The organism is Micromonospora sagamiensis (assembly GCF_014680085.1).
GTDB lineage: Bacteria > Actinomycetota > Actinomycetes > Mycobacteriales > Micromonosporaceae > Micromonospora > Micromonospora inyonensis.
The window spans coordinates 3,540,792-3,563,250 of the sequence record NZ_AP023438.1 but is presented as its reverse complement, the minus strand read 5'-3'; the positions used below and the strand labels follow the sequence as shown (position 1 = coordinate 3,563,250).

General features: G+C 72.1%; 25 protein-coding genes and 1 riboswitch. Of the genes, 18 read left to right on the top strand and 7 right to left on the bottom strand.

Annotated elements, in window-relative coordinates:
• Positions 1-66: 66 nt before the first annotated feature.
• The 5 genes from IGA62_RS15745 (at position 67) to IGA62_RS15725 (ending at position 5,902) form a co-directional block, all read left to right on the top strand.
• Positions 67-1,623, top strand: a complete 1,557-nt coding sequence (locus IGA62_RS15745; RefSeq protein ID WP_145820404.1) for a pyridoxal phosphate-dependent decarboxylase family protein — start codon at positions 67-69, stop codon at positions 1,621-1,623.
• 32 nt (positions 1,624-1,655) lie between these two features.
• Positions 1,656-2,948: a lysine N(6)-hydroxylase/L-ornithine N(5)-oxygenase family protein gene (locus tag IGA62_RS15740; RefSeq protein WP_145820406.1), complete on the top strand. Its 1,293-nt coding sequence runs from the start codon at positions 1,656-1,658 to the stop codon at positions 2,946-2,948.
• Positions 2,945-3,547 (top strand): GNAT family N-acetyltransferase, encoded by a 603-nt coding sequence (locus IGA62_RS15735; protein ID WP_145820408.1) that lies wholly within the window; start codon positions 2,945-2,947, stop codon positions 3,545-3,547. Before IGA62_RS15740 ends, IGA62_RS15735 begins: the two co-directional genes overlap by 4 nt.
• A 59-nt stretch (positions 3,548-3,606) precedes the next feature.
• Positions 3,607-5,400 (top strand): IucA/IucC family protein, encoded by a 1,794-nt coding sequence (locus IGA62_RS15730; protein ID WP_232625085.1) that lies wholly within the window; start codon positions 3,607-3,609, stop codon positions 5,398-5,400.
• A gap of 100 nt (positions 5,401-5,500) precedes the next feature.
• On the top strand, positions 5,501-5,902 hold the full coding sequence (locus tag IGA62_RS15725; RefSeq protein ID WP_145820412.1) for a YciI family protein: 402 nt from the start codon (positions 5,501-5,503) through the stop codon (positions 5,900-5,902).
• Positions 5,903-5,928: 26 nt separating this feature from the next.
• On the opposite strand, the gene IGA62_RS15720 is transcribed toward IGA62_RS15725, so the two are convergent.
• Positions 5,929-6,378, bottom strand: a complete 450-nt coding sequence (locus IGA62_RS15720; protein WP_145820414.1) for a DUF4383 domain-containing protein — start codon at positions 6,376-6,378, stop codon at positions 5,929-5,931.
• A gap of 192 nt (positions 6,379-6,570) precedes the next feature.
• Here IGA62_RS15720 and IGA62_RS15715 point away from each other — a divergent pair, with 192 nt between their 5' ends.
• Positions 6,571-7,719: a polysaccharide lyase family 7 protein gene (locus IGA62_RS15715; RefSeq protein ID WP_145820416.1), complete on the top strand. Its 1,149-nt coding sequence runs from the start codon at positions 6,571-6,573 to the stop codon at positions 7,717-7,719.
• A gap of 98 nt (positions 7,720-7,817) precedes the next feature.
• On the opposite strand, the gene IGA62_RS15710 is transcribed toward IGA62_RS15715, so the two are convergent.
• On the bottom strand, positions 7,818-8,420 hold the full coding sequence (locus IGA62_RS15710; protein WP_145820418.1) for a hypothetical protein: 603 nt from the start codon (positions 8,418-8,420) through the stop codon (positions 7,818-7,820).
• Between the two features lie 384 nt (positions 8,421-8,804).
• Here IGA62_RS15710 and IGA62_RS15705 point away from each other — a divergent pair, with 384 nt between their 5' ends.
• Positions 8,805-9,335: a DinB family protein gene (locus tag IGA62_RS15705; protein ID WP_145820420.1), complete on the top strand. Its 531-nt coding sequence runs from the start codon at positions 8,805-8,807 to the stop codon at positions 9,333-9,335.
• Positions 9,336-9,432: 97 nt separating this feature from the next.
• Here the strand turns inward: IGA62_RS15705 and IGA62_RS15700 are convergent, their stop codons facing one another.
• The 4 genes from IGA62_RS15700 to IGA62_RS15685 all read right to left on the bottom strand — a co-directional run bounded on the left by IGA62_RS15700 (position 9,433) and on the right by IGA62_RS15685 (position 13,101).
• Positions 9,433-9,606 carry a CsbD family protein gene (locus IGA62_RS15700; RefSeq protein WP_145820422.1) on the bottom strand — a complete coding sequence of 58 codons (174 nt, stop codon included), beginning with the start codon at positions 9,604-9,606 and terminating at the stop codon, positions 9,433-9,435.
• A gap of 120 nt (positions 9,607-9,726) precedes the next feature.
• Positions 9,727-11,982: a heavy metal translocating P-type ATPase gene (locus tag IGA62_RS15695; protein ID WP_145820424.1), complete on the bottom strand. Its 2,256-nt coding sequence runs from the start codon at positions 11,980-11,982 to the stop codon at positions 9,727-9,729.
• Between the two features lie 13 nt (positions 11,983-11,995).
• Positions 11,996-12,895, bottom strand: a complete 900-nt coding sequence (locus IGA62_RS15690; RefSeq protein ID WP_145820426.1) for a hypothetical protein — start codon at positions 12,893-12,895, stop codon at positions 11,996-11,998.
• Complete coding sequence (locus tag IGA62_RS15685; RefSeq protein WP_145820428.1) at positions 12,892-13,101, bottom strand: heavy-metal-associated domain-containing protein; 210 nt, start codon at positions 13,099-13,101, stop codon at positions 12,892-12,894. The genes IGA62_RS15690 and IGA62_RS15685 overlap by 4 nt, the downstream gene beginning before the upstream one ends.
• Before the next feature lie 90 nt (positions 13,102-13,191).
• Here IGA62_RS15685 and IGA62_RS15680 point away from each other — a divergent pair, with 90 nt between their 5' ends.
• From IGA62_RS15680 to IGA62_RS15655, 6 genes are all read left to right on the top strand, one after another.
• Entirely contained in the window at positions 13,192-13,488 is a 297-nt protein-coding gene (locus IGA62_RS15680) for a metal-sensitive transcriptional regulator (protein ID WP_088980949.1), read from the top strand.
• A gap of 104 nt (positions 13,489-13,592) precedes the next feature.
• On the top strand, positions 13,593-13,859 hold the full coding sequence (locus tag IGA62_RS15675; RefSeq protein WP_145820430.1) for a ribbon-helix-helix domain-containing protein: 267 nt from the start codon (positions 13,593-13,595) through the stop codon (positions 13,857-13,859).
• Positions 13,856-14,248, top strand: a complete 393-nt coding sequence (locus IGA62_RS15670) for a type II toxin-antitoxin system VapC family toxin (protein ID WP_145820433.1) — start codon at positions 13,856-13,858, stop codon at positions 14,246-14,248. Before IGA62_RS15675 ends, IGA62_RS15670 begins: the two co-directional genes overlap by 4 nt.
• Positions 14,249-14,288: 40 nt before the next feature.
• Complete coding sequence (locus IGA62_RS15665; protein WP_145820436.1) at positions 14,289-14,657, top strand: hypothetical protein; 369 nt, start codon at positions 14,289-14,291, stop codon at positions 14,655-14,657.
• Between the two features lie 701 nt (positions 14,658-15,358).
• Positions 15,359-16,675 (top strand): YibE/F family protein, encoded by a 1,317-nt coding sequence (locus IGA62_RS15660; protein ID WP_145820438.1) that lies wholly within the window; start codon positions 15,359-15,361, stop codon positions 16,673-16,675.
• A 166-nt stretch (positions 16,676-16,841) separates the two neighbouring features.
• Positions 16,842-16,972, top strand: a riboswitch (cyclic di-AMP (ydaO/yuaA leader).
• Between the two features lie 4 nt (positions 16,973-16,976).
• Complete coding sequence (locus IGA62_RS15655) at positions 16,977-17,987, top strand: coiled-coil domain-containing protein (protein WP_145820440.1); 1,011 nt, start codon at positions 16,977-16,979, stop codon at positions 17,985-17,987.
• Between the two features lie 123 nt (positions 17,988-18,110).
• Here the strand turns inward: IGA62_RS15655 and IGA62_RS15650 are convergent, their stop codons facing one another.
• Positions 18,111-18,797 (bottom strand): carbonic anhydrase, encoded by a 687-nt coding sequence (locus IGA62_RS15650; RefSeq protein ID WP_145820442.1) that lies wholly within the window; start codon positions 18,795-18,797, stop codon positions 18,111-18,113.
• Positions 18,798-18,966: 169 nt separating this feature from the next.
• On the opposite strand from IGA62_RS15650, the gene IGA62_RS15645 reads away from it, so the two are divergent.
• The 5 genes from IGA62_RS15645 to IGA62_RS15625 all read left to right on the top strand — a co-directional run bounded on the left by IGA62_RS15645 (position 18,967) and on the right by IGA62_RS15625 (position 22,308).
• The gene (locus tag IGA62_RS15645) at positions 18,967-19,320 is read left to right on the top strand and encodes a helix-turn-helix transcriptional regulator (RefSeq protein ID WP_145820444.1); all 354 of its coding nucleotides are present in this window, start codon (positions 18,967-18,969) and stop codon (positions 19,318-19,320) included.
• Between the two features lie 182 nt (positions 19,321-19,502).
• Positions 19,503-19,880, top strand: a complete 378-nt coding sequence (locus IGA62_RS15640) for a hypothetical protein (RefSeq protein ID WP_145820446.1) — start codon at positions 19,503-19,505, stop codon at positions 19,878-19,880.
• A 156-nt stretch (positions 19,881-20,036) separates the two neighbouring features.
• Positions 20,037-20,822: a hypothetical protein gene (locus IGA62_RS15635; protein WP_145822198.1), complete on the top strand. Its 786-nt coding sequence runs from the start codon at positions 20,037-20,039 to the stop codon at positions 20,820-20,822.
• 73 nt (positions 20,823-20,895) lie between these two features.
• Positions 20,896-21,315 carry a pyridoxamine 5'-phosphate oxidase family protein gene (locus IGA62_RS15630; RefSeq protein WP_145820448.1) on the top strand — a complete coding sequence of 140 codons (420 nt, stop codon included), beginning with the start codon at positions 20,896-20,898 and terminating at the stop codon, positions 21,313-21,315.
• Positions 21,316-21,561: 246 nt separating this feature from the next.
• A complete protein-coding gene (locus tag IGA62_RS15625; protein WP_145820450.1) occupies positions 21,562-22,308 on the top strand; it encodes a C39 family peptidase in 747 nt (248 codons plus the stop codon).
• The last annotated feature ends 151 nt before the right edge of the window (positions 22,309-22,459 follow it).

Here is a 22,459-nt window from a genome sequence, read left to right as displayed (position 1 = left end):
GCCAGTTGTCCGTTGCGGACCACCGGCCGGCTCTGACCGTCTCCACGCGACCGTTGAGGAAACCGTATGAACCTCCAGGGGCACGAGGCCGCGCCGATCATGGCGCGACGCCGGCCGACGGCCGCCCGCGCGTACCTGCTCAACCAGGGCACGGTGGACGACTACCGCCGGACGGTGAGCGCCGGGGTCGACCGGGTGGCGGGCCGGGTCGCCGGAGCCGACCGCCCCTTCACCGGGATCACCCCGGACCGCCTCGCCCCCGAGATCGACCGGATCGACCTGGACCGGCCGCTGCACGACCCGGCCGCCGCCCTCGACGAGCTGGACTCGGTCTACCTCCGCGACGCCGTCTACTTCCACCACCCCCGCTACCTGGCCCACCTGAACTGCCCGGTGGTGATCCCGGCGCTGCTCGGCGAGGCGGTGCTCAGCGCGGTCAACTCCTCCCTGGACACCTGGGACCAGAGTGCCGGCGGGACGCTGATCGAACGCCGTCTGATCGACTGGACGGCCGACCGGATCGGCCTCGGCCCGACCGCCGACGGGGTCTTCACCAGCGGCGGCACCCAGTCCAACCTCCAGGCCATGCTGATGGCCCGGGAGGATGCCTGCGCGAACCAGCCGCTGCCCCGGGCGGAGCTGCTGCCCCGGCTGCGCGTGCTCGCCTCGGAAGCCGGCCACTTCAGCGTGCAGAAGTCGGCCAAGCTGCTCGGGCTGGCCCGGGACGCGGTGATCACCGTCGAGACCGACCCGGACCGGCGGATGCGCCCCGAGGCACTGGCCCGCGAACTCGACCGCTGCCATCGGGCCGGACTGATCGTGATGGCGGTGGTCGCCACGGCCGGCACCACGGACTTCGGCACCATCGACCCGCTGCCGGCCATCGCCGAGCAGTGCCGGGCCGCCGGGGTCTGGCTGCACGTCGACGCCGCGTACGGCTGCGGGCTGTTGGTCTCCACCACCCGGCGGCACCTGCTCGACGGCATCGAGCAGGCCGACTCGGTCACCGTGGACTACCACAAGTCCTTCTTCCAGCCGGTCAGCTCCAGCGCGGTGCTGGTACGGGACCGGCGGGCGCTGCGGCACGCCACCTACCACGCCGAATACCTCAACCCGGCCCGGATGGTCGAGCAGCGCATCCCCAACCAGGTCGACAAGAGCCTCCAGACCACCCGCCGCTTCGACGCGCTGAAGCTCTGGCTGACCCTGCGCATCATGGGCGCGGACGCCCTCGGCGAACTCTTCGACGAGGTGGTGGACCGGGCCGCCGACGCCTACACGCTGCTGTGCACCGACCCACGGTTCGAGGTGGTCACCCGGTCACAGCTCAGCACCGTGGTGTTCCGGTACCTGCCGGCGGAACGTCACCTCGCCGACGACGCCAACCTGCACGCCCGGGAGGCGCTGGCCGCCTCCGGTGCCGCCGTCGTCGCCGGGACCAAGGTGGACGGCCGGCACTTCCTGAAGTTCACCCTGCTCAACCCGGAGACCACGATCGACGACATCGCGCACGTCCTCGACCTGGTCGCCGCGCACGCGAGCCGGTACATCCGGGCGCGGACCGCCGCCGAGGTGTCGGTGCCGGCCCCCGGCGTCGTCGCCGAACCCTGCCACGTCGGCTGACCGCCCTCGCCCCTCGTTCCCTGGAGAGCCGCATGTCGACCCACGACTTCATCGCGATCGGGCTGGGCCCGTACAACCTGGGCCTGGCCTGCCTGACCGAACCGATCGCCGACCTGGACGGAGTCTTCCTGGAGGCCCGCCCGGACTTCGACTGGCACCCCGGGATGCTGCTGGAGGCCACCCGGCTCCAGACGCCGTTCATCGCCGACCTGGTCACCCTGGCCGACCCGACCTCGCCGTACTCCTTCCTCAACTACCTCAAGGAGTCGGGGCGGCTCTACCCGTTCTACATCCGGGAGAGCTTCTTCCCGCTCCGCCGGGAGTACAACGACTACTGCCGCTGGGCAGCCGGCAAGCTGGGCTCCCTCCGCTTCGGCCAGCAGGTCACCTCGGTCGAGTACGCCGACGGCGGCTACACCGTCCACGCCACGGTCACCGCGACCGGGGAGGCCGTGGAGTACCGCGCCCGGCACCTGGTGCTGGGCACCGGCACCCCGCCGTACCTGCCGCCGGCCTGCGCGGGGCTCGGCGGCGACATGATCCACAACGCGTACTACCTGGAGCACCGGGACGCCCTGCGGGCCAAGCGGAGCATCACCGTCGTCGGCAGCGGACAGAGCGCGGCGGAGATCTACCACGACCTGCTCGGCGACCTCGACGGTCACGACTACCAGCTCAACTGGGTGACCCGCTCGCCGCGCTTCTTCCCGCTGGAGTACACCAAGCTCACCCTGGAGATGACCTCCCCGGACTACGTGGACTACTTCCACGCCCTGCCCGAGGAGACCCGCTACCGGTTGGAGTCCGAGCAGAAGAACCTGTTCAAGGGGATCAACTCCGACCTGATCAACGGGATCTTCGACCTGCTCTACGCCCGCAGCCTCGACGGCCCGATCCGTACCCGCCTGCTGACCAACACCGAGCTGACCAGCGCCGCGTACGACGAGGCGGCCGTCAGCTACCGGCTCGGGCTGCGCCACGTCGAGCAGGGACGGGACTTCACCCTCGACACCGAGGGGCTGGTGCTGGCCACCGGCTACCACTACCGGGTGCCGGACTTCCTCGAACCGGTGCGGGACCGGATCCGCTGGGACTCCCACGGCCGCTTCGACGTGGCCCGCAACTACAGCGTCGACCACACCGGGCGGGAGATCTTCCTCCAGAACGCGGGCACCCACACGCACAGCATCACCTCGCCCGACCTGGGCATGGGGCCGTACCGCAACTCGTGGATCATCCGGGAGCTGACCGGCCGGGAGCACTACCCGATCGAGAAGCGCATCGCCTTCCAGGACTTCGGGACGCCGGCGGGTACGGGTTCGTGACCAGCGTCGTCTACCGCCGGGTCGACCACCGGCTCGGCACGTTCGCCCTGCGTACCCTCGATCCGGATGCGGACGCCGCGCTGCTGCACGGCTGGGTGACCCACCCGAAGGCCGCGTACTGGCTGATGCTCGACGCGGACCTGGCCCGGGTCGCCGCCGAGTACCGCCGCATCCACGAGCACCCGCACCACGACGCCTTCGTCGGGCTGTGGCGGGACCGGCCGGCGTTCCTCGCCGAGCGGTACGACCCGGCGCGGGTCGAACTCGTCGGCCTCTACGACGCCGCCGAGGGCGACATCGGCATGCACTTCCTCTGCGCGCCCGCCGGGACGCCGGTGCACGGCTTCACCCTCGCCGTGATCACCACGGTGATGGCCTGGCTCTTCGCCGACCCGGCGACCCACCGGGTGGTGGTCGAGCCGGACGTGCGCAACACGGCGGTGCACGCCCTCAACGCCGCGGTCGGCTTCGAGGTGGTCGGTCCCGTCGCCAAGCCCGAGAAGGAGGCGCTGCTCAGCGTCTGCACCCGGGCCATGTTCGAGCAAGCCACCGGCCTGGACACCACGGTCCGGCCGTTCCCGGAGGAGTCCCGCGCGTGAACCCCGTCGAGTCCGTCGCCGCCCCGGCCCCGGAGCCGTCCGTCGGCCTCAACCCGGAGCTGTCCGTCGCCCACCTGACCCCGGAGCGCTGGGACCGGGCCAACCGGCTCCTGGTGCGCAAGGCGCTGGCCGAGTTCGCCCACGAACGACTCCTCACCCCCGAGGCGGTCGGCGACGATCCGGGCGACGGGGCCCGCGCGTACCTGGTCCGCAGCGACGACGGCGACGTCGAGTACCGGTTCACCGCCCGGCTGCTCTCCCTGGAGCACTGGCACATCGACCCGGAGAGCATCACCCGCCACCACGACGGCGCGGAACTGCCGCTGGACGCCCTGGACTTCTGCACCGAGCTGCGCGGCGCGCTCGGCCTCTCCGACCGGGTGCTGCCGGTCTATCTGGAGGAGATCACCTCCACCCTGGCCGGTACCGCGTACAAGCTGAGCCGACCGAAGGTGAGCGCCGCCGAGCTGGCCCGCGCCGACTTCCAGGCCATCGAGACCGGCATGACCGAGGGACACCCCTGCTTCGTGGCGAACAACGGGCGGCTCGGCTTCGGCATCCACGACTACCACCGGTACGCCCCGGAGGCGGCCCGACCGGTCCGGCTGCTCTGGCTCGCCGCGCACCGCGACCACGCCACCTTCACCTGCGCCGCCGACCTCGACTACGACGCCCTGGTGGCGTACGAGCTGGGTGCGGAGACCCTGGACCGGTTCGCCGCCACGCTCACCGGCCTCGGCCTCGACCCGTCCGACTACCTGCTGATCCCGGTGCACCCCTGGCAGTGGTGGAACCGCCTGGCGGTCACCTTCGCCGGCGAGGTGGCCCGGCGGCGGCTGGTCTGCCTCGGCGAGGGACCGGACGAGCACCTGGCGCAGCAGTCCATCCGCACCTTCTTCAACGTCAGCACGCCGGAGCGGCACTACGTCAAGACCGCGTTGTCGGTGCTGAACATGGGCTTCCTGCGCGGGCTCTCCGCCGCGTACATGGAGGCCACTCCGGCGATCAACGACTGGCTCGCCGAGCTGTTCGACGCCGACGAGGTGATCAAGGAGACCGGCCTGACCATCCTGCGCGAGCGGGCCGCCGTCGGCTACCGGCACCGGCAGTTCGAGGCGGCCACCGACCGGTACTCGCCGTACCGGAAGATGCTCGCCGCGCTGTGGCGGGAGAGCCCGGTGCCGGGCCTGGCCCCGGGCCGCCGGCTGGCCACCATGGCGTCGCTGGTGCACGTCGACGCCGACGGGCGCTCGCTGGCCGCCGCGCTGGTCGAGGAGTCCGGGCTGGCCCCCGAGGTGTGGCTGCGCCGCTACCTGGACGCGTACCTGGTGCCGCTGCTGCACGCCTTCTACGCCTACGACCTGGCGTTCATGCCGCACGGCGAGAACGTCATCCTGGTGCTCGACGGCGGAACGGTCGAACGGGCGATCTTCAAGGACATCGCCGAGGAGATCTGCGTGATGGACCCGGCGGTGGAACTGCCCGAGACGGTCCGCCGGGTCCAGGCCGAGGTGCCGGAGGAGATGCGGCTGCTGTCGATCTTCACCGACGTCTTCGACTGCTTCTTCCGGCACCTCAACGCCGTGCTGGCCACCGAGGGTGTCCTCGACGAGGAGACCTTCTGGCGGACGGTGGCGGCGTGCGCCGCCGACTACCGCGACCGGGTGCCGCACCTGGCCGACCGGTTCGCCCGGTACGACCTCTTCGCCGACGAGTTCGCCCTGTCCTGCCTCAACCGGCTCCAGCTGCGCAACAACGAGCAGATGGTCGACCTCGCCGACCCGTCCGCCGCCCTCCAACTGGTCGGCGCCCTCGCCAACCCCCTCGCCCGCTTCGCCCCGCCGGCCGGGTGAGTCTCCGAGATTCCTCCGGCGCGGATGCCGAGATCGCGGTTGGTGGCTCCGACCGGGGTGGCAGCACCGAGAATGGTGCGGTGGCCCTGAGGAGCAGACCATGAGGTACATGCTGTTGATGCAGTTCAGCGGAGCGTTCGCCGAGTTCCCGCCGATCCACACCTGGCAGCCGGAGGAGATCCGGGCCCACATCGGGTTCATGGGCGACCTCAACGCCAGGCTCATCGCGTCGGGGGAACTGGTCGAGGCGCAGGGCCTGGGCGGATCGGAGGAGGCCAAGATCGTCCGGGCCGGTGAGGGCGGCCGACCGGTGATCACCGAGGGTCCGTTCCCCGAGTCCAAGGAGTTCCTCGCCGGCTACTGGATCGTGGACGTCGAGTCCTCCGAGCGGGCCGTCGAGATCGCCGCCCTCGCCTCGGCCGCGCCCGGTCCCAACGGGCGGCCGGTCAACATGCCGATCGAGGTGCACCCGGTGCTGTCCGCGCCGCCGCACGACATGTGACAGCCGCCCGCCCCGCCGACGCGGGCCTAACGTCGCGCGCGGTCGCCTCGGGTCAGCAGGAAGCCGAGGGCGATCATGCCGACGCCGAGGAACAGGTGCAGCCAGTTGTCGGCGCTGTTGAGCGGTACGAAGTTCGCGCCGCTGTCGTGGTCGATCACCAGTCCGTAGAGCCAGAGCACCAGGTAGAGCGCGCCACCGCCGACCAGGTACGTCCGTGCGCCCGAGACGGTACGTGCCAGGGCGAGCCCGGCGACGCCGAACGCGAGGTGCACCAGGTTGTGCAGGATCGACACCTGGAACAGGCCGAGCAGTTTCGCCTCGGACTCGTGCCCGGCGAACCTCATCGAGCCGTAGTCGCTGGTGATGCCGGGAATGAAGCCGAGCACCCCGACCAGCAGGAAGACCACGCCGACCGCCTGGGCGGCCCGGCGTACCGGGTGGGGGGCCCGGGTACGGGCGCTGGTTCTGGTGGCCATCTCCGTCACCTCTCCGTCGAGGAATCCGGTGGCTTCTCCCCCTTTCCGACCGCCCGAAACCCGGTCCGGCCGAACGGTCCTCCGGCCGGACGCCCCGGATCGCCAAGATATTGACGCTCAGCGAAGTCACGGTTATCGTCCGTCATCGTTGCCAGCTTCGATCTCCGCCCTTCGAGCGCATGCGAGGTTCCAATGCGACGACCCGTGGCCAGCGTCCTCTCCCTGGCACTGCTCGGTGTGGGCCTCGCCGCCACGCCCGCCCAGGCCGCGACGCCCCTGCCGGTCTCCGGTGTGACCGCCAGTGCGCACGACGGCAACGTGCCGGCCAACGCGATCGACGGCGACCTGAACACCCGCTGGTCGGCCGAGGGCGACGGCTCCTGGATCCGTTTCGACCTCGGGGCGAGCACCACGGTCGGCTCGATCGCCGTCGCCTGGCACCAGGGCGACACGCGGGTGCAGACGTTCGCCGTCCAGGTCTCCAGCGACGCCGCCACCTGGAACACCGTCGTCAGCCAGCGGACGAGCAGCGGCAGCACCCTGCAACTGGAGACGTACGGCTTCGCCGACCGCACCGCCCGGTACGTCCGGGTGGTCGGCTACGGCAACACGTACAACGACTGGAACAGCATCACCGAGGCCCGGGTGTACGGGGCGGACGGCAGCGGCGGGACCTGCGCCGTCCCCGCCGACGTGCTCGACCTGACCAACTGGAAGATCACCCTGCCGATCGGAGCCTCGGAGAGCCCGACGGAGATCAAGCAGCCCACGCTGGACAGCTACCAGATCTCCCCGTGGTTCGTCACCGCCGACTCGTGCCGGGCGGTGCAGTTCCGCGCCCCGGTCAACGGGGTGACCACCAGCGGCTCCAGCTACCCCCGCTCCGAGCTGCGCGAGATGACCTCCAACGGGACGGCCAACGCGGCGTGGTCCTCCACCTCCGGCACGCACACCCTGACCGTGGACCTCGCCTTCACCCGCCTGCCGGCCACCAAGCCGCACGTCGTCGGCGCGCAGATCCACGACGGCAACGACGACGTGACCGTGTTCCGGCTGGAGGGGACGAACCTGTACGTCACCAACGGCGACACCACCCACCACAAGCTGGTCACCAGCGGTTACCAGCTCGGCACCCGTATCCAGGTGAAGTTCGTGGTCAGCGGCGGGCAGGTCAGGGCGTACTACAACGGCGTCCTCCAGACCACGATCAGCAGGAGCTTCTCCGGCGCGTACTTCAAGGCCGGCGCGTACACCCAGGCCAACTGCACCAACTCGTCGCCGTGCAGCAGTGACAACTACGGCCAGACGCTCATCTACGGCCTGAGCGTGACGCACTCCTGACCGCCCGGGGCGACCCGGACCTCCACCGACGCGTGCACACCGACGAGGGCCCCTTCCCGGCTCGGGAAGGGGCCCTCGTGGCTGTCGGTGTCTGGTCGTCACCTGGTCCAGAGTTCGGCGACCAGGTCGGCGGCCTGCTTCTCCCACTGGGCGTAGTGGTCGGGGTACGCCGACACCTGCACGGTCTGCGCGGCCTGGGTCAGCGGCATGTCCTGCCAGCCGTCGACCTGCTTCAGGCCCTTGAGGAACGCGGTGGTGGAGTACTCCGGGTCGGTGATCTGCTCGACCGTGCCCCACCCGCTCGACGGGCGCTGCTGGAACAGGCCCTGCGAGTCGTGGTCGTTGCGGTCACCCAGGTGACCCAGGTTCTCCAGCTTCGACTCCTGAAGGCTGGTGGCGATCGCGACCACCGCGGCCCGCTCGTCCATCCCGGCCTTCTTCGTCGCCTCGACGATGGCCTTGGCGTTGGCCTTCTGCTCACCGGAGAGCGGAACCGTCGACTGCCCGGCCGGCACACCATGCGGCAGCAACTTGTCCATCGACACCTGCTGCCTGTCGGTCGACACCTGCTGGGTCGCCGCGACCGGCTTGGTGGTCACTGCCGGGGTCGTGTCCTGCGACAGACCCGGACCGGCGGCGATTCCCGCCACGGCGGTCAGACCGGCGATGGACAGCACACCACGCTGGATAAGCTTGTTCATGGTCAAAGCTCCGTTCGGGGGGTCGACGCACACACCCGGACATACCGCCCACGCAGGCGGGGAGGGGACCGGACGGCGCGTAAGCACCACACGTAAGGGCGCTCTGAGAACGTTCCGGGGGACATTCGCGACACACCGGAGAGGGGATCGGGGGATCCACCGGGCCCGCCGGGCGGGCTGCTCCATCGGCGTCGACATGGTGTAACGACCGACCGGCCGACCCCATTCCCGGGGCCACCCGACCCTCCCGCACGCTCACCAGCGGCGGGTCACGGCCGCACGGGGATACAACCGACGCGCCCCCGCAGCCATTCCCGCGTCTCCGGCGTGACGTCGGGCCATTTTCGGTCGACCGGCGGGGCGACGCGGTGACATCGTGTCCGGATGCCGGTACCTTTCCACACGCTCACGCGGGGGCAGTTCGACCTGACCTGGTCGTTGTTCGAGTACCACCTGGAACGACTCGAACCGGAGGATTTCCGGTGGGAGCCCGCCGCACTCTGCTGGACGATGCGGGGCGGCCCGGTCGGCGGGTGGGCGCCGGACTGGGCCGACACCGAGCCGGACCCGGTCCCGGTGCCCACGATCGCCTGGCTCACCTGGCACCTCGGCTGGTGGTGGAGCGTGACCATGGACCATCTCCAGGGCCGTCCGCCGCGCGAACGCAGCGACATCGCCTGGCCCGGCCCCGGTGACGCGACCGTGTCCTGGCTGCGCGGCCTACGTACGGAGTGGCTGGCCGTGCTCGACCGGCTCACCGACGCCGACCTCGACCGGCCGGCGACCTTCCCGTGGCGGGACGACCCGGCGCACACCGTGGCGCACACCCTCGGCTGGGTCAACGCCGAACTGATGAAGAACGCCGCCGAGATCGGCCAGCTCCGGCTGCTGCGCGCGGCGCGGGCGGCCGACTGACCGGAACCCGGCCGATCCGCTCAGGTCACCGGCGTCTTTCCCTCCGTACGCGACGCGTCGGGCCGACCAGGGTCGACCCGACGCGGAAACGCGGACGTCAGCTGCGGAACACGTCCTTGATCTTCTCGCCGGCCTGCTTGAGGTTGGCGCTGGCCTGGTCCTTGTGGCCCTCGCTCTCCAGCCGCTCGTCGCCGGTTGCCCGGCCGGCACCTTCCTTGACCTTGCCGGCCGCCTGCTCGGACGCGTTACTGATCTTGTCATCGATACCCATGCGGCACCTCCGGAGTCGCGGGTGTGGAACCTCGTCGTCCTACCCGGTGACTCCTACCCCCACCGCCCCGACCCAACCCTTTCCCCTGTTCGCCAGGCGTGGCCGGGCCGGTCGGACCGGCTACGCCACCGGGCGGAAGCCCCGCAGGCGCAGGCTGTTGGCGACCACGAAGACCGAGGAGAAGGCCATCGCGGCTCCGGCGATCATCGGATTGAGCATCCCGGCGGCGGCCAGCGGCAGCGCCGCCACGTTGTAGGCGAAGGCCCAGAACAGGTTGCTCTTGATGATCCGCAGCGTCCGCCGGGAGAGGCGGATCGCGTCGACCGCCGTCATGAGATCACCCCGGACCAGGGTCAGGTCGGACGCCTCGATCGCCGCGTCCGTGCCGGTGCCCATGGCCAGTCCCAGGTCGGCCTGGGCGAGCGCGGCGGCGTCGTTCACCCCGTCCCCGACCATCGCCACGACCTTCCCCTCGGCCTGGAGCCGTCGGACCACGTCCACCTTCTCCGCCGGCAGCACCTCGGCGATCACCTCGTCCACCCCCACCTCGGCGGCGACCGTGCGGGCCACGGCGGAGTTGTCACCGGTCAGCAGCACCGGAGTCAGACCGATCTCACGGAGCCGGGCGATCGCGGCCCGGCTGGTCGGCTTGACCACGTCGGCGACGACCAGGACGCCACGCGCCCGGCCGTCCCAGCCGGCCAGCACCGCCGTCCGCCCCTCGGCCTCCGCGTCACGCACCGCCCGTTCGACCCCCTCGGGTACGTCGAGACCGCGCTCGCGCAGCAGCCGTACCCGGCCGACCACCAGCTCCCGGCCGTCGACCGTGCCGGTGACGCCGAGCCCCTCGGCGTTGGCGAACCCGGTCACCGGGGGCAGGGTGCCGGCGCGGGCCGCCCCGGCGGCCACCGCCCGTGCGATCGGGTGTTCGCTGGCCGCCTCCAGCGCGCCGGCCAGCCGCAGCAATTCGTCGGCGTCCTGTCCGTCGGCCGGGAGCGTGTCGACCAGCGTCATCTTCCCGGTGGTGACGGTGCCGGTCTTGTCCAGCACGACGGTGTCCACCCGCCGGGTCGACTCCAGCATCTCCGGCCCCTTGATCAGGATGCCGAGCTGCGCGCCCCGGCCGGTGCCGACCAGCAGGGCGGTCGGGGTGGCCAGGCCGAGCGCACAGGGGCAGGCGATGATCAGCACCGCCACGGCGGCGGTGAACGCGGCGGTCAGGCCGGCATCGCGGCCGAGCCAGTAGCCGAGGGTGCCGACCGCGAGGGCGATCACGATCGGGACGAACACCCCGGAGATCCGGTCGGCCAGCCGCTGCACGGCGGCCTTGCCGGTCTGCGCCTGCTCCACCAGCTTCGCCATCTGGGCGAGCTGGGTGTCCCCGCCGACCCGGGTGGCGGTGACCACCAGTCGGCCGCCCGCGTTGACCGTCGCCCCGACCACGGCGTCGCCCGGTCCCACCTCGACCGGCACCGACTCGCCGGTGAGCATGCTGGCGTCGACCGCCGAGGTGCCCTCGGCCACCACCCCGTCGGTGGCGACCTTCTCGCCGGGCCGCACCACGAACCGGTCCCCCACCGCGAGCTGGTCGACCGGGATCCGGACCTCCGCGCCGTCCCGCAGCACGGCGACGTCCTTCGCGCCCAGTTCGAGCAGGGCACGCAGGGCGGCCCCGGCGGTGCGCTTCGCGCGGGCCTCGAAGTAGCGGCCAGCCAGGATGAACGCGGTCACCCCGGCCGCCGCCTCCAGGTAGATGTTCCCGGCTCCGTCACTGCGGGTGATGTCGAAGGTGAACGGGTGGGTCATCCCCGGCGTGCCGGCGTCGCCGAGGAAGAGCGCCCAGAGCGACCAGCCGAACGCGGCGAGGGTGCCGAGCGAGATCAGGGTGTCCATGGTCGCCGCCCCGTGCCGCAGGTTGACCAGCGCGGCACGGTGGAAGGGCAGACCGCCGTAGACCACCACCGGGGCGGCCAGGGTCAGCGAGAGCCACTGCCAGTAGGTGAACTGCCAGGCCGGCACCATCGCCAGCAGGACCACCGGCACCGCCAGCACGGCCGACACCCGGAGCCGGGTACGCAGCCCGCGCAGCTCGTCCACCGGCTCGGTGGTCCCCTCCGGGCCGGCGGACGGCGTGGGCGGGGGCGGCAGCGCGGCGGTGTAGCCGGTCTTCTCGACCGTGGCGATCAGATCCTGTGGCGTGACGGTGTCGTCGTACCGGACGCTCGCCTTCTCGGTGGCGTAGTTGACCGTCGCGGTGACACCGTCGATGCGGTTGAGCTTCTTCTCGATCCGGGAGGCACAGGAGGCGCAGGTCATCCCGCCGATGGCCAGCTCGATCCGGTGGGGTGCCACCCGTAGTGGCTCAGCGGTGGACATCGGGTACCTCCGGTCAGTCGTGCGCGTGGTCGGATGCGCCGGCCACGACCGTGAACGCGGCGGTACGGACCGTGCCGCCGTGTTGGAAGTCCAGGAAGAGGCGGTACGTCCCGGCGGACGGCACCTCGGCGCGGAAGCGCACCTCCGGGCCGGGACGGGTCCGCCCGTCGCCGGGGCCACCGTCCGGGTGCACGTGCAGGTACGCCAGGTCGCCCTGGCGCAGCGCCACCAGGTGCCCGTACGCGCCGAGGTAGGGCTGGAGGTCGGTGACCGGTACGCCGTCGCGTCGGACGGTCAGGGTCAGCCCGCTCGTCCCGCCGGGCCGCAGCTCACCGGTCAGGGTGACGGCGTACCCGTCGACGGTGGTGGTGACCGCCGGGGCGGGCAGCACCCGCGGGGTGAACGCGCCGGGGACCGCGACATCGACACCGAGGGTGAGCGGTTCCGCCCCGGTCGGGGTGAAGTCGGCAAACGCCCGCCAGATCCCCGGCTCGCCCAGCGGGGAGTCGACCCGCCAGGTGCCGTCGGGGTCCATCGCCGGGTGCACGTGCCGGAACCCGGCGAGGTCCCGCCGGGCGACGATGAGGTGCATCCGCTTGTCGTGTGCCTCGTCGAAGGAGGTGACCGCGTGCCCGTCCGGGCCGGTGACCCGGAAGGCGAACTCGCCGCCCGACGTGGAGACGGGGGCGAGCGTGTAGCCCCGGCCGGAGACCAGCAGGCCGCCGGGGAGGTGGTCCTCGGCGCCGCCCGGGGCGTCCTCGTGTCCGCCCTCGGGGCCGGCGGTCGCGTGCCCGGTGGTGTGGCCGCTCTCAGCGGGGGTGACGGGGCCGGTCAACTGCCCGACCCCGTACGCCGCACCGACAACCGCCACGAGGCCGAGGGCGAAACCGCTCAGCTTCGTCGCTGTGTTCATGCTCCGACGAGCTCGAATCCGGCCTCGTCGACCGCCGCGCGGACCGTCTCGGTCTCCAGCGGGGCGTCGCTGGTGACGGTGACCTGCCCCGAGGCCAGGTCGACCTGGACGTCGGTGACGCCGGCGACCGCCCCGAGCTCGCTGCTGACCGCGCTGACGCAGTGCCCGCAGGTCATGCCCTGGACCTTGTACGTCTCGGTGGCCATCGAAACTCCTCTCGACGATGGATACCCACCCGGGGTATCTCCTCGACTGAACCGTAGCATACCCCTGGGGGGTACGCTATCCTCGCTGTCATGAGCACACCCACACCGATCCGTGGTTACACGGCCACCAAGGACCAGCTGCTCGCGCGGCTACGCCGGGTCGAGGGGCAGGTCCGGGGCATCGAGAAGATGGTCGACGAGGACCGGTACTGCATCGACGTGCTCACCCAGATATCCGCCATCCAGGCCGCCCTGGACAAGGTCGCCCTCGGCCTGCTCGACGGCCACGCCCGGCACTGCATGCACGAGGGGGCCGCCGAGGGCCGCGCCGACGAGATGGCGACCGAGATGATGGCGGCGGTCGGCCGCCTGATGAAACGCGGCTGACCGCCGGGGGTCTTCACCTCCGCGCCGACAGAAACGAAAGCCGACGGCCGCCGTGGTCGGCACGGTACGGGCATCAGACCGCCATACCGGCGTATGGTGTTTGTATGGCAGTGAAGAAGGTGACGGTCACCCTTCCCGAAGAGTTGGTGGCGGCACTCGGTGAGGCGGCTCGCGAAGACGGCGTCCCGCTGTCGCGGCTGGTCGCTCATGCGGCGGAGAGCGAACTCCGGAGGCGGGTCGGGCGGCGCCTGGTCGCAGACTGGCAGGCCGAAAACGGCACGTTCACCGTGGAGGAGATTGCTGCGGCGCGCGCGGAGATGGCCGCGGCCGACGTGCAGGCGCTCAGCGGGCTTGGTCAGGCGGCGGCGTGAGCATTCCCTACGTCTATGACGCCGGGGTACTCCTTGCAATCGACGGCAACGATCGGCGGATGTGGGCGATACACCATCTGGCCCTGGAGGATGGGCGACGCCTGCTCATCCCCTCCGTCGTCGTGGGTCAGGCGTGGCGCGACCCTCGCCGTCAGGTCCAGCTCGGTCGGTTCCTGAACAGTTGCGAGGTCATCCCAGTCGGCCTTGAGCTGGCGAAGGCGGCTGGCATTCTGTGCGACAAGGCCCGCACCCGCGATGTCGTCGACGCCAGCGTGGTCACCATCGCTCTGGCCTACGGCGCGATCGTCTTCACCAGCGATCCGGAGGACATTGCGCAACTCTCGGCCGCCTCAGATGTCAAACCGGGGCTGGTCATCCGTCGCCTCTGAGCCGGCCACCCGACCTCCCGCATCGCCACAGTCGCACCGGGTGCCGGTCGAGCCGGCCGTCGCGCCGACGCCGCCGTACGCGCAGGTCGTGAACGTGCCGGTGGAAAGTGCCGCCTGGGCGGTGTCCGGGGTGGCCGACGAGTTGCGGGAGGCGTACGTCGCGGTCGGCGCGGCCGTCGTCCTGCTGGAACGGGCACGGGTCAGCACCGCGCATCCGGCACTGCGCGAGGCGCAACGGGGCGCCGATCACGCGCTGGACCTGGCCGACGAGGCAACGACCGGGGAGTGGGTACGGGCCGCCGGACAGCTCGAACTGACCGCCGCCGCCCTGCGGGAAACGGTTGCCGCCCTCGCGGCGCAGTTCACCACCGGTGCGCCGGACCCGGCAGAGCGAGGTCGACGGCCGTGATCTACCTGACCGGCAAGCGGCTCGGGCCGCACCAGATCCGGAGCGTGGAATTCGACCGGTGCTGGCGCGGACTCGCACCGGACCAGAGTCCGTTCCCATCTCGACCGGGTCGCCGGGGAGGTCGAGCGGCTGCACCGGCACATCCGGGCCGTGGAGGCCGACGGCGACCGGATTCGGCAGGCGCTGCGCTGCTGGCAGTCCGAGTACGCCCAGCGCCGGCCGGCGGACTCCGGCCCTCGGCACGGGCGGTGGTGACGTTGAGCCGTTGAGTCCTGCACCTGCCGCTGACACTGCCCGACCGGGGGTACGCCGTCACCCTGGTGGTGGCGCTGCGCGACTCCCTCGGACACGTGCCGGAACTGGACTTCGGGGAGGCCACGCTCAGCGCGGAGGACGACCAGTCGCGGCGTATCCGGATCTGGTGTGACGCGCGGCTGGGCGACGGACGGCGGTGTGTGCTGCCGATCAGGCACGACGGGAGGTGCCGGTGACCGGTGGGCGCATGGACGGGGCAGCTCCACAGCGTGCCGGGTGCGACCCCCGGCCGAAGCGGCCCCGACGAAGACGGACCCCGGCCGAAGCGGCAAGGGACCGGGGCCGGACCGGTGACCGGACCGGTGAACAGCCTGCGAGCTGCGGCTTCGGACCCGGCAGAATGGTCCGGCCGGGGCACCCGCCGCACCAGGACCGTTGGGAGAAGCATGGGCCACGACCACAGCCGTCCCACCGCCGCCGCGCCACCGCGCGTACGGCGCGTCCTGATCGCGACCGTGGTCCCGCTCTTCCTGGTGACCCTGGTCGCGGCGCTGGTGCTCTGGCCCCGGGACACGCCGTCGGTCGGCGGTGGCGAGGACGCGCCCCGCTACCACGGCACGGTGACGCGGGTGGTGACCGAGCCCTGCCCACCCGCCCCGGAGACCCCGGAGGGGACGACGGAGGGGCCGTGCGGCACCGCCACGGTCACCGTCGACACCGGGCCGGACGCCGGACAGCGGGTCGACACCCCTCTGCCGGCCGGCCCGGGAGCGCCGTCGGTCGAGGTCGGCGACGAGATCGTCCTGGTGGTGCTGACCGACCCGGCCGACCCGACGGTCAGCGCCTACAGCATCGCCGCCCACCAGCGGGGCAAGCCGCTGATCTGGCTGGCGCTGGCGTTCGCCGTCGCCATCGTCGCGTTCGGTCGGTGGCGCGGTCTGGCCGCGCTCGGCGGACTGGCGGCCAGCTTCGCCATCCTGCTCACCTTCGTACTGCCGGGCATCAGCGCCGGGCAGGCTCCGCTGCCGGTGGCGGTCACCGGCGCCGCGCTGATCATGTTCGTGGTGCTGTACCTCACCCACGGGGTCACCGCGCAGACCTCCGTCGCCGTCCTCGGCACCCTGGCCAGCCTGGTGCTCACCGGCCTGCTCGGCAGCCTGGCGACCGCGTTCACCCACCTCACCGGGTACGGCTCCGAGGACGCCACCACGCTGTCGATGTTCCAAGCCGACGTGGACCTGCACGGGTTGCTCCTGGCCGGGATCATCATCGGCTCCCTGGGCGTCCTGGACGACGTCACGGTCACCCAGGCGGCCACGGTCACCGAGCTGGCCCACGCCAACCCCGGTCTCACCCGGCTCCAGCTCTACCGGGCGGCCACCCGGGTCGGCCGGGCGCACATCGCCTCGACGGTCAACACGATCGTGCTCGCGTACGCGGGCGCGTCGTTGCCCCTGCTGCTGTTGCTGACCGCCGACACGCGCGGGGTCAGCGAGATCGTCACCAGCGAGTTCCTCGCCCAGGAGATCGTCCGCAGCATCGTCGCGACGCTCGGCCTGATCGCCGCCGTACCGATCACCACCGGCCTGGCCGCCCTGGTGACCACCGCCGGCCGGGGTGGTACGCCAACCCGCCGGCTGCCCCGGCCCGCCGGCGAGCGGGACGAGGCCCTCGCCGCCCTGAGCGGCCCCCGGGCCGCCACCGGACCGACCGATTCCGCGCCCGCTCCGGGCCGCTCGGCGGACACGGATCCGACATGGTGACACTCCATAACGTCACCGCCAACCGCCCTGATCTTGACAAATGTGACAGGAGTGACGGAAAGCATTAGGGAAATAACGCTTTTGGTCGGGATCCGGGCGTAGAACCCCATGCCCGCCGTCAGGTAACCTCGCTGCCGGTTACCGCCGAAGGCGCGCACCGGCGCCAGCGGGGCCACCGCCTAATCGCCCACCGGCGAACCGGGGAACCAGGTTCATGGGGTGCATCCGCGTCAGCGGTAGGGGCCACTTCCGCCCCGAACCCGTCAGCTAACCCGGTCGGCGGTCGACGGAAGGGAAAACTGTGACGGCACCCCTGCGCCGCTGGCTGAAACCTGTCGTGGTCGTGATCGCCGCCCTCGCCGTGGCCGCTGGGCCCGCGCCGGCACTGGCGGAGCCGTCGAGCCCGTCGGGGCACGACGGAGAACAGCCCACGCTCCTCAACGAGGTCATCGAGGAGGCGAACCGCAGCTACACCCAGGCCCAGGCGAAACTGAACGCCTCGAAGAAGCGTCAGCTCACCCTCGCCCTGGAGGTCGAGCGGACCCGGAACGAGTTGAAGGCGCTCACCCCACAGGTGGCCACGATCGCGGTGCGGTCCTACATGACCGGCCGGGTCGGCCCCGCCTCCATGCTGCTGGACAGCGACACGCCCGACTCGTTCGTCAAGCGGGCCGCCGCGCTGGACGAGATGAACATGGTCAACAGCAAGAAGGTCGCCGCCGTCGCCGCCGTCAAGGAGCAGGCGGAACGGGCCAAGAAGGCGCTCGACGCCGAGGTGCTGGAGCAGCAGAAGCAGGCGGACATCCTGCAGAAGCGCAAGCGCGAGGCGGAGCGGTCGCTCGCCCTCGTCGGCGGCGTCGGGCTGACCGGTGGCCTGGTGGACGCCACCTCCCCGATCGCCCGGATCGGCCCCGGGCGGGACAGCAACGGCAACTGGCGCCCGCTGGGCTGCACCGAGGACGACCCGACCACCGGCGGCTGCATCACCCCGCGCACCCTGCACATGTACAGGGAGGTCAAGCGGGCCGGCTTCAACCTCTTCGTCGGGTGCTACCGGCCGGGCGGGCCGTACGAGCACCCGAAGGGGCGGGCCTGCGACTGGTCGCTCCAGAAGTCGGGGTTCAGCAGCTGGGACACCCGCGCGGAGCGGATGTACGGCAACAACCTCACCGCGTTCCTGGTCCGTAACGCCGACCGGCTCGGCATCTACTACGTGATCTGGAACAAGCAGATCTGGTTCCCGGCAACCGGCTGGAAGTCGTACAGCGGCCCCTCCGACCACACCGACCACGTACACGTGTCCATGCTCTGACCTGCGCCGGACGAACACGGGCCCCGCCTCCACACACCTGGGAGAGCGGGGCCTGTTCGCGTTACCGGGTCGACGCCGGTGGGCCAGGGCCGCCGGCCACCCGCGCCGCCGGCCGGGCGGAGTTCAGCTGCCTGAGGGGGCCGTGAGGGCGGCCGGGCCGGCGACGAGGGCGACGTCCTCGCTGGCGGGCATCGCACGGACCATCCGCACCTCGCCGGCGGCCAGGCGGTACGACATGCCGACCACCGCGCACCGCCCGTCCCGCACCGCCCGGTTCAGGGTCACCGAGCGCTCCAGCAGCAGTTCGACGGTGTGGTCGATGTGGATGTCGACGATCCCGTCGATGTCGTCGACGCCCTCCCGGGCGGCCCGGCGGAGGCTCGGCACCACCGCGCCGACGACCGCCCCCAGGTAGCCGGAGGGCGTCGCCCCGGTGCCGTCGGCCTCCCGGGCGGCCTGCACCGCGCCGCAGGAGTCGTGGCCGAGGACGACAACCAGTGGGGTCTCCAGGACGGTGATCGCGTACTCGACGCTGCCGAGCACCTCGGCCCCGACGGTGTGCCCGGCGGTCCGGACGACGAAGAGGTCACCGAGGCCCCGGTCGAAGATGATCTCGGCGGCGAGGCGGGAGTCGGAGCAGCCGACCAGGACCGCGAAGGGGTGCTGCCCGTCGGCGACCGCGGTTCGGTGACCGGCGTCCTGGTTGGGGTGCAGCGGGCTGCCGGTGACGAAACGCCGGTTGCCCGCGAGCAGTTCGTCCAGCGCCTGCGCGGGACTCGTCGGAGGCTGCTGCGTAGCAGGAACGGTCATGACTTCCCCACCCCTTCTCCGGGCCGGCCCGCCCGCACGCACGACGAGGGTGGGCACGGCTTGCCACCACGGTCACACGGAGCGCAAACCACGTCAAGGGATACGTGATATGCGTTTCAGGTGTTGACACCGGAGGGCGCGGCGGTGAATGCGAAACGAAGGTCATAACATGACGGTCATGGCGACGACTCAGCGTGAGAACGGGAGCCAGCGCAACTGGACCTTCCTCACGAACCACGCACACGTACTGCTCGCCATCGCCCGTAACCCCACCGCCCGGCTTCGAGACGTCGCCGACGAGGTGGGCGTCACCGAACGGGCCGCGCAGGCGATCGTGGCCGACCTGGAGGCCGGCGGGTACCTCCAACGCACCCGGGTCGGCCGACGCAACGAGTACACGGTGAACCCCGCCGGGCGGTTCCGGCACCCCGCTGAGGCGTACCAGCACGTCGGAGCCCTGCTCGCGCTCTTCGCCGAACCGGGCGACGATTCGCCGGCCCCCGCCTCCTCCTCGGCCTCCTGACGCCGCTCGGTCGACTCTCGACGGTCCACCGTGGAGCGGGGTTCCGCACACCGCGACGGACGTGGCAGGTGGGCCGCGTCCCCGGCTCGAACAGCGGCGACGCGTCCGGGAACGGGCGGTGGATCCGGTCACACCACGGTCGCCGACGGGCGACCGGGCGGTCCGGCCGTTAGGTTGGAACGGTGCAGCCGCCCGCCTTCGTCCGCCCGCTCGGGCCGACGATGCTGCGCGCCCTGCGCGTCCTCACCCGCCTGGCACTGACCGCCCTGGTCCTGACGCTGGCCTTCGGCGGGACGACCGGCGCCCCGGCCGAGGCGCCGCTGGCGTCCGCCCCCCGGCTCCGGCCGGTCCCGGTCGCCGGTGTCCCGCAACCGACCGTCCGGCCGGTCAGCGCCCCGGTGTCGTCCCGCCCCGTCGGCGACCGGTGCGACACCGGACAGCCGCCGGTTTGCCCGATCGACGATCTGGGCACCGCCACCCGGGTGGGCACCCTGCTTCCGCCGCCGGCCGCCGACCCGGGACAGCGGCTCCCGGGCCGACGCGCCCCGCCCCGGACCTGACCGACCGCCCGCGACCGACCGCCCCGGACGTCCCTGTCCCCCGCCGGTCGACGTCCGCCGTGGGCGGGGACTCCCGAGGCGCCCGCGCCCCCGTGCCCGTCCGGACCGGGCACCCGTCGAGTCCTGTCCCGTCCGTCCCGTCACGAGGTGCTGGTGATGCAGACCGTCCTCTCCTCCGTCCTGATCGACGTGCCCCGCGCCGCCGTCATCTGGCTGGCCCTCCTCGGCGTGGTCGTGGCCGCCGTCGCCACCCTGCTCGTCCGCCCGGACTGGTTCCGCGCGGCCCGCCGGATCCGACAGGCCGTCCTCCCTCCCGATCTGGAGGTGGCCCGGGAACGACAGGACCTCGACCGCTACGCCGAGGAGGTGGCGGTCGCCGCCGAGCGGGCCACGGTGACCGCCGAGCGCCGACGGGCCGGATGGCTCGCCGCCCAGGAGGCGGTCGAGGCGACCTGGCAGGCGTGCCAGGACGCCGAGGCGGCGCTGCGCCGCCTGGACGCCGCCGCAGCCCTGCCCCTGCCGCGTACCCCACAGACCCCGGCCGAGTACGCCGACCGGGAGCGTTACCTGCACCAGGCCGCGCGGGCCGCGTACGAGCGTCAGGAGCTGTCGAAGGAGCAGCTCGACGACGCCATCGCACACCGCAACGGATGGGACCCCCGACGGCACCCGGTCGAGCAGGAGCTGGTGCTGCGGCGGGCCGCCCGGGACCACCTGCTCGCCCGGCACCGCGCTGCCGCCGAGCGGGAGCGGGCGGCGTGGCACGACGCGGAGCTGGCCGCCGCGTCCGCCCGCAGTCTGCGGGAGGAGGCGTACGCCGCCACCGGTCGGAGGCCCGAGACCTCCGACGTGCTCCCCCTGCCGGGAACGGAGCAGCCGACGCTCGCCGGGAACCGCCCGGTCCGGGCGGAGTTCCACCAGGGTCACGCCGCCGTCGCCTGACCACGGACCGGACATCCGCCCCCGGGCCGGACGATCGTGCCATGATCGCGGTGACCGGCAGACAGGGGACGACATGCGGCAGCGCACCGGGGGCGGGCACCATCTGGACCCGCACGACGAGCGGGTCGCCGCGTTCTGCCGGGAACGGCACCTCGCGACGCTGACCACGTTGCGCCCGGACGGCACTCCGCACGTCGTACCGGTGGGGGTGACCTTCGACCCGGACGCCGGCCTGGCCCGGGTGATCACGTCGGGGACGTCCCACAAGGCCCACCACGTCGCCACCGCCGGGCCAGCGGGGACACCGGTGGCGGTGTGCCAGGTCGACGGCCGGCGCTGGCTCACCATCGAGGGCCGGGCGGTGGTCCGCACCGACGCCCCGGCCGTGGCCGAGGCGGAACGCCGCTACACCGAGCGGTACCGACCGCCCCGCCCCAACCCGGCCCGCGTGGTCATCGAGATCACCGTCGTCCGTCTTCTCGGGAACCTCTGACCCCGGCACCGCGAACTCCCGGGCTGATCCCCAACACCCCCGGCCGGGCTGCCCCGGCGATGAGGCGAACTCCCGGGCGGACGGGCGGACGGGCGGACGGGCGGAATGGCTGGCCGGGGCGGGTCGTTGACACCTCGGTACGCCCCGGCAGGGGCGATCCCCTGGACAGCCGAAACGCCTGACTCGGTGCAGGTGCCCGCGCCACCGACCCCCGGCGCGGACGTCAACCCCCGAAGGAGCTTCGACATGAACCGGATGCTGCGCACAGGCATGCTGTCGGTCGCCGGGCTGGTCCTCACCGGCGGCGCGATCGCCGGACCGGCCGTGGCCGCCCAGGCCGCGCCCCCGCAGGCCGAACGGTTCCCGGCCTCGTCGCCCCGCGCCGACCAGGGTGACCGGAACGACCGCCGCGACGACCGGGACCGCCGGGACGAGGGCCGGGACCGTCGTGACGACCGTAACGACCGGGACCGCCGGGACGACCGGGACCGCCGACGTGAGCGTGCGGTCGGCATCGAGTACCAGGCCCAGCCGAACTTCTACTACTGCGGACCGGCCGCGACCCGGATCGCTCTCACCGCAGCCGGCAAGCACCTGAGCCAGCACGAACTGGCCAGGAGGCTCGGCACCACCGAGGCGGGCACCAACTCGGCCGAGGACGTCACCCGGGTGCTCAACGAGCTGACCGGTGGCTACCGGACGACCGAGATCCGGGAGTCGGCGGCCAGTCGTGAGCAGATCGAGCGGCTGCGCGCCGACGTGGTCGACGCGGTGGAGGCCGGGGATCCGGTCGTGGCGAACATCAAGGGCAGCGCGGTCGACACCGACGGCCGGGTGCACTCGTTCCCGGGCGGCCACTACCTGACCGTGGTGGCGTACCGCGACGGCGGCGACGTCGTCCGGATCGCCGACCCGGCCGACCCGCTGGGCGAGTACTGGATGACCACCGAGCGGCTCGCCCACTGGATCGCCGAGCGCGGTTACAGCTCCTGACGGAGCGGACGTCGCGGTCGTCCGCCGGACCGCCACCGGGGCCGGTCTCCTGTCGCAGGAGACCGGCCCCGCGTCGTGTCCGGCCCCGTCCGGTCCCGACGGCAGTACGACACCGGATTCACCCGACGTCGCGGATTGATCGACGGAACGC

Bases quoted from the DNA above. Each gene is read 5' to 3' on its own strand.
- IGA62_RS15745 (WP_145820404.1), top strand. From the start codon at position 67: ATGAACCTCCAGGGGCACGAGGCCGCGCCGATCATGGCGCGACGCCGG.
- IGA62_RS15740 (WP_145820406.1), top strand. From the start codon at position 1,656: ATGTCGACCCACGACTTCATCGCGATCGGGCTGGGCCCGTACAACCTG.
- IGA62_RS15725 (WP_145820412.1), top strand. From the start codon at position 5,501: ATGAGGTACATGCTGTTGATGCAGTTCAGCGGAGCGTTCGCCGAGTTC.
- IGA62_RS15720 (WP_145820414.1), bottom strand. From the start codon at position 6,378: ATGGCCACCAGAACCAGCGCCCGTACCCGGGCCCCCCACCCGGTACGC.
- IGA62_RS15715 (WP_145820416.1), top strand. From the start codon at position 6,571: ATGCGACGACCCGTGGCCAGCGTCCTCTCCCTGGCACTGCTCGGTGTG.
- IGA62_RS15710 (WP_145820418.1), bottom strand. From the start codon at position 8,420: ATGAACAAGCTTATCCAGCGTGGTGTGCTGTCCATCGCCGGTCTGACC.
- IGA62_RS15705 (WP_145820420.1), top strand. From the start codon at position 8,805: ATGCCGGTACCTTTCCACACGCTCACGCGGGGGCAGTTCGACCTGACC.
- IGA62_RS15700 (WP_145820422.1), bottom strand. From the start codon at position 9,606: ATGGGTATCGATGACAAGATCAGTAACGCGTCCGAGCAGGCGGCCGGC.
- IGA62_RS15695 (WP_145820424.1), bottom strand. From the start codon at position 11,982: ATGTCCACCGCTGAGCCACTACGGGTGGCACCCCACCGGATCGAGCTG.
- IGA62_RS15690 (WP_145820426.1), bottom strand. From the start codon at position 12,895: ATGAACACAGCGACGAAGCTGAGCGGTTTCGCCCTCGGCCTCGTGGCG.
- IGA62_RS15685 (WP_145820428.1), bottom strand. From the start codon at position 13,101: ATGGCCACCGAGACGTACAAGGTCCAGGGCATGACCTGCGGGCACTGC.
- IGA62_RS15680 (WP_088980949.1), top strand. From the start codon at position 13,192: ATGAGCACACCCACACCGATCCGTGGTTACACGGCCACCAAGGACCAG.
- IGA62_RS15675 (WP_145820430.1), top strand. From the start codon at position 13,593: ATGGCAGTGAAGAAGGTGACGGTCACCCTTCCCGAAGAGTTGGTGGCG.
- IGA62_RS15660 (WP_145820438.1), top strand. From the start codon at position 15,359: ATGGGCCACGACCACAGCCGTCCCACCGCCGCCGCGCCACCGCGCGTA.
- IGA62_RS15650 (WP_145820442.1), bottom strand. From the start codon at position 18,797: ATGACCGTTCCTGCTACGCAGCAGCCTCCGACGAGTCCCGCGCAGGCG.
- IGA62_RS15645 (WP_145820444.1), top strand. From the start codon at position 18,967: ATGACGGTCATGGCGACGACTCAGCGTGAGAACGGGAGCCAGCGCAAC.
- IGA62_RS15635 (WP_145822198.1), top strand. From the start codon at position 20,037: ATGCAGACCGTCCTCTCCTCCGTCCTGATCGACGTGCCCCGCGCCGCC.
- IGA62_RS15630 (WP_145820448.1), top strand. From the start codon at position 20,896: ATGCGGCAGCGCACCGGGGGCGGGCACCATCTGGACCCGCACGACGAG.
- IGA62_RS15625 (WP_145820450.1), top strand. From the start codon at position 21,562: ATGAACCGGATGCTGCGCACAGGCATGCTGTCGGTCGCCGGGCTGGTC.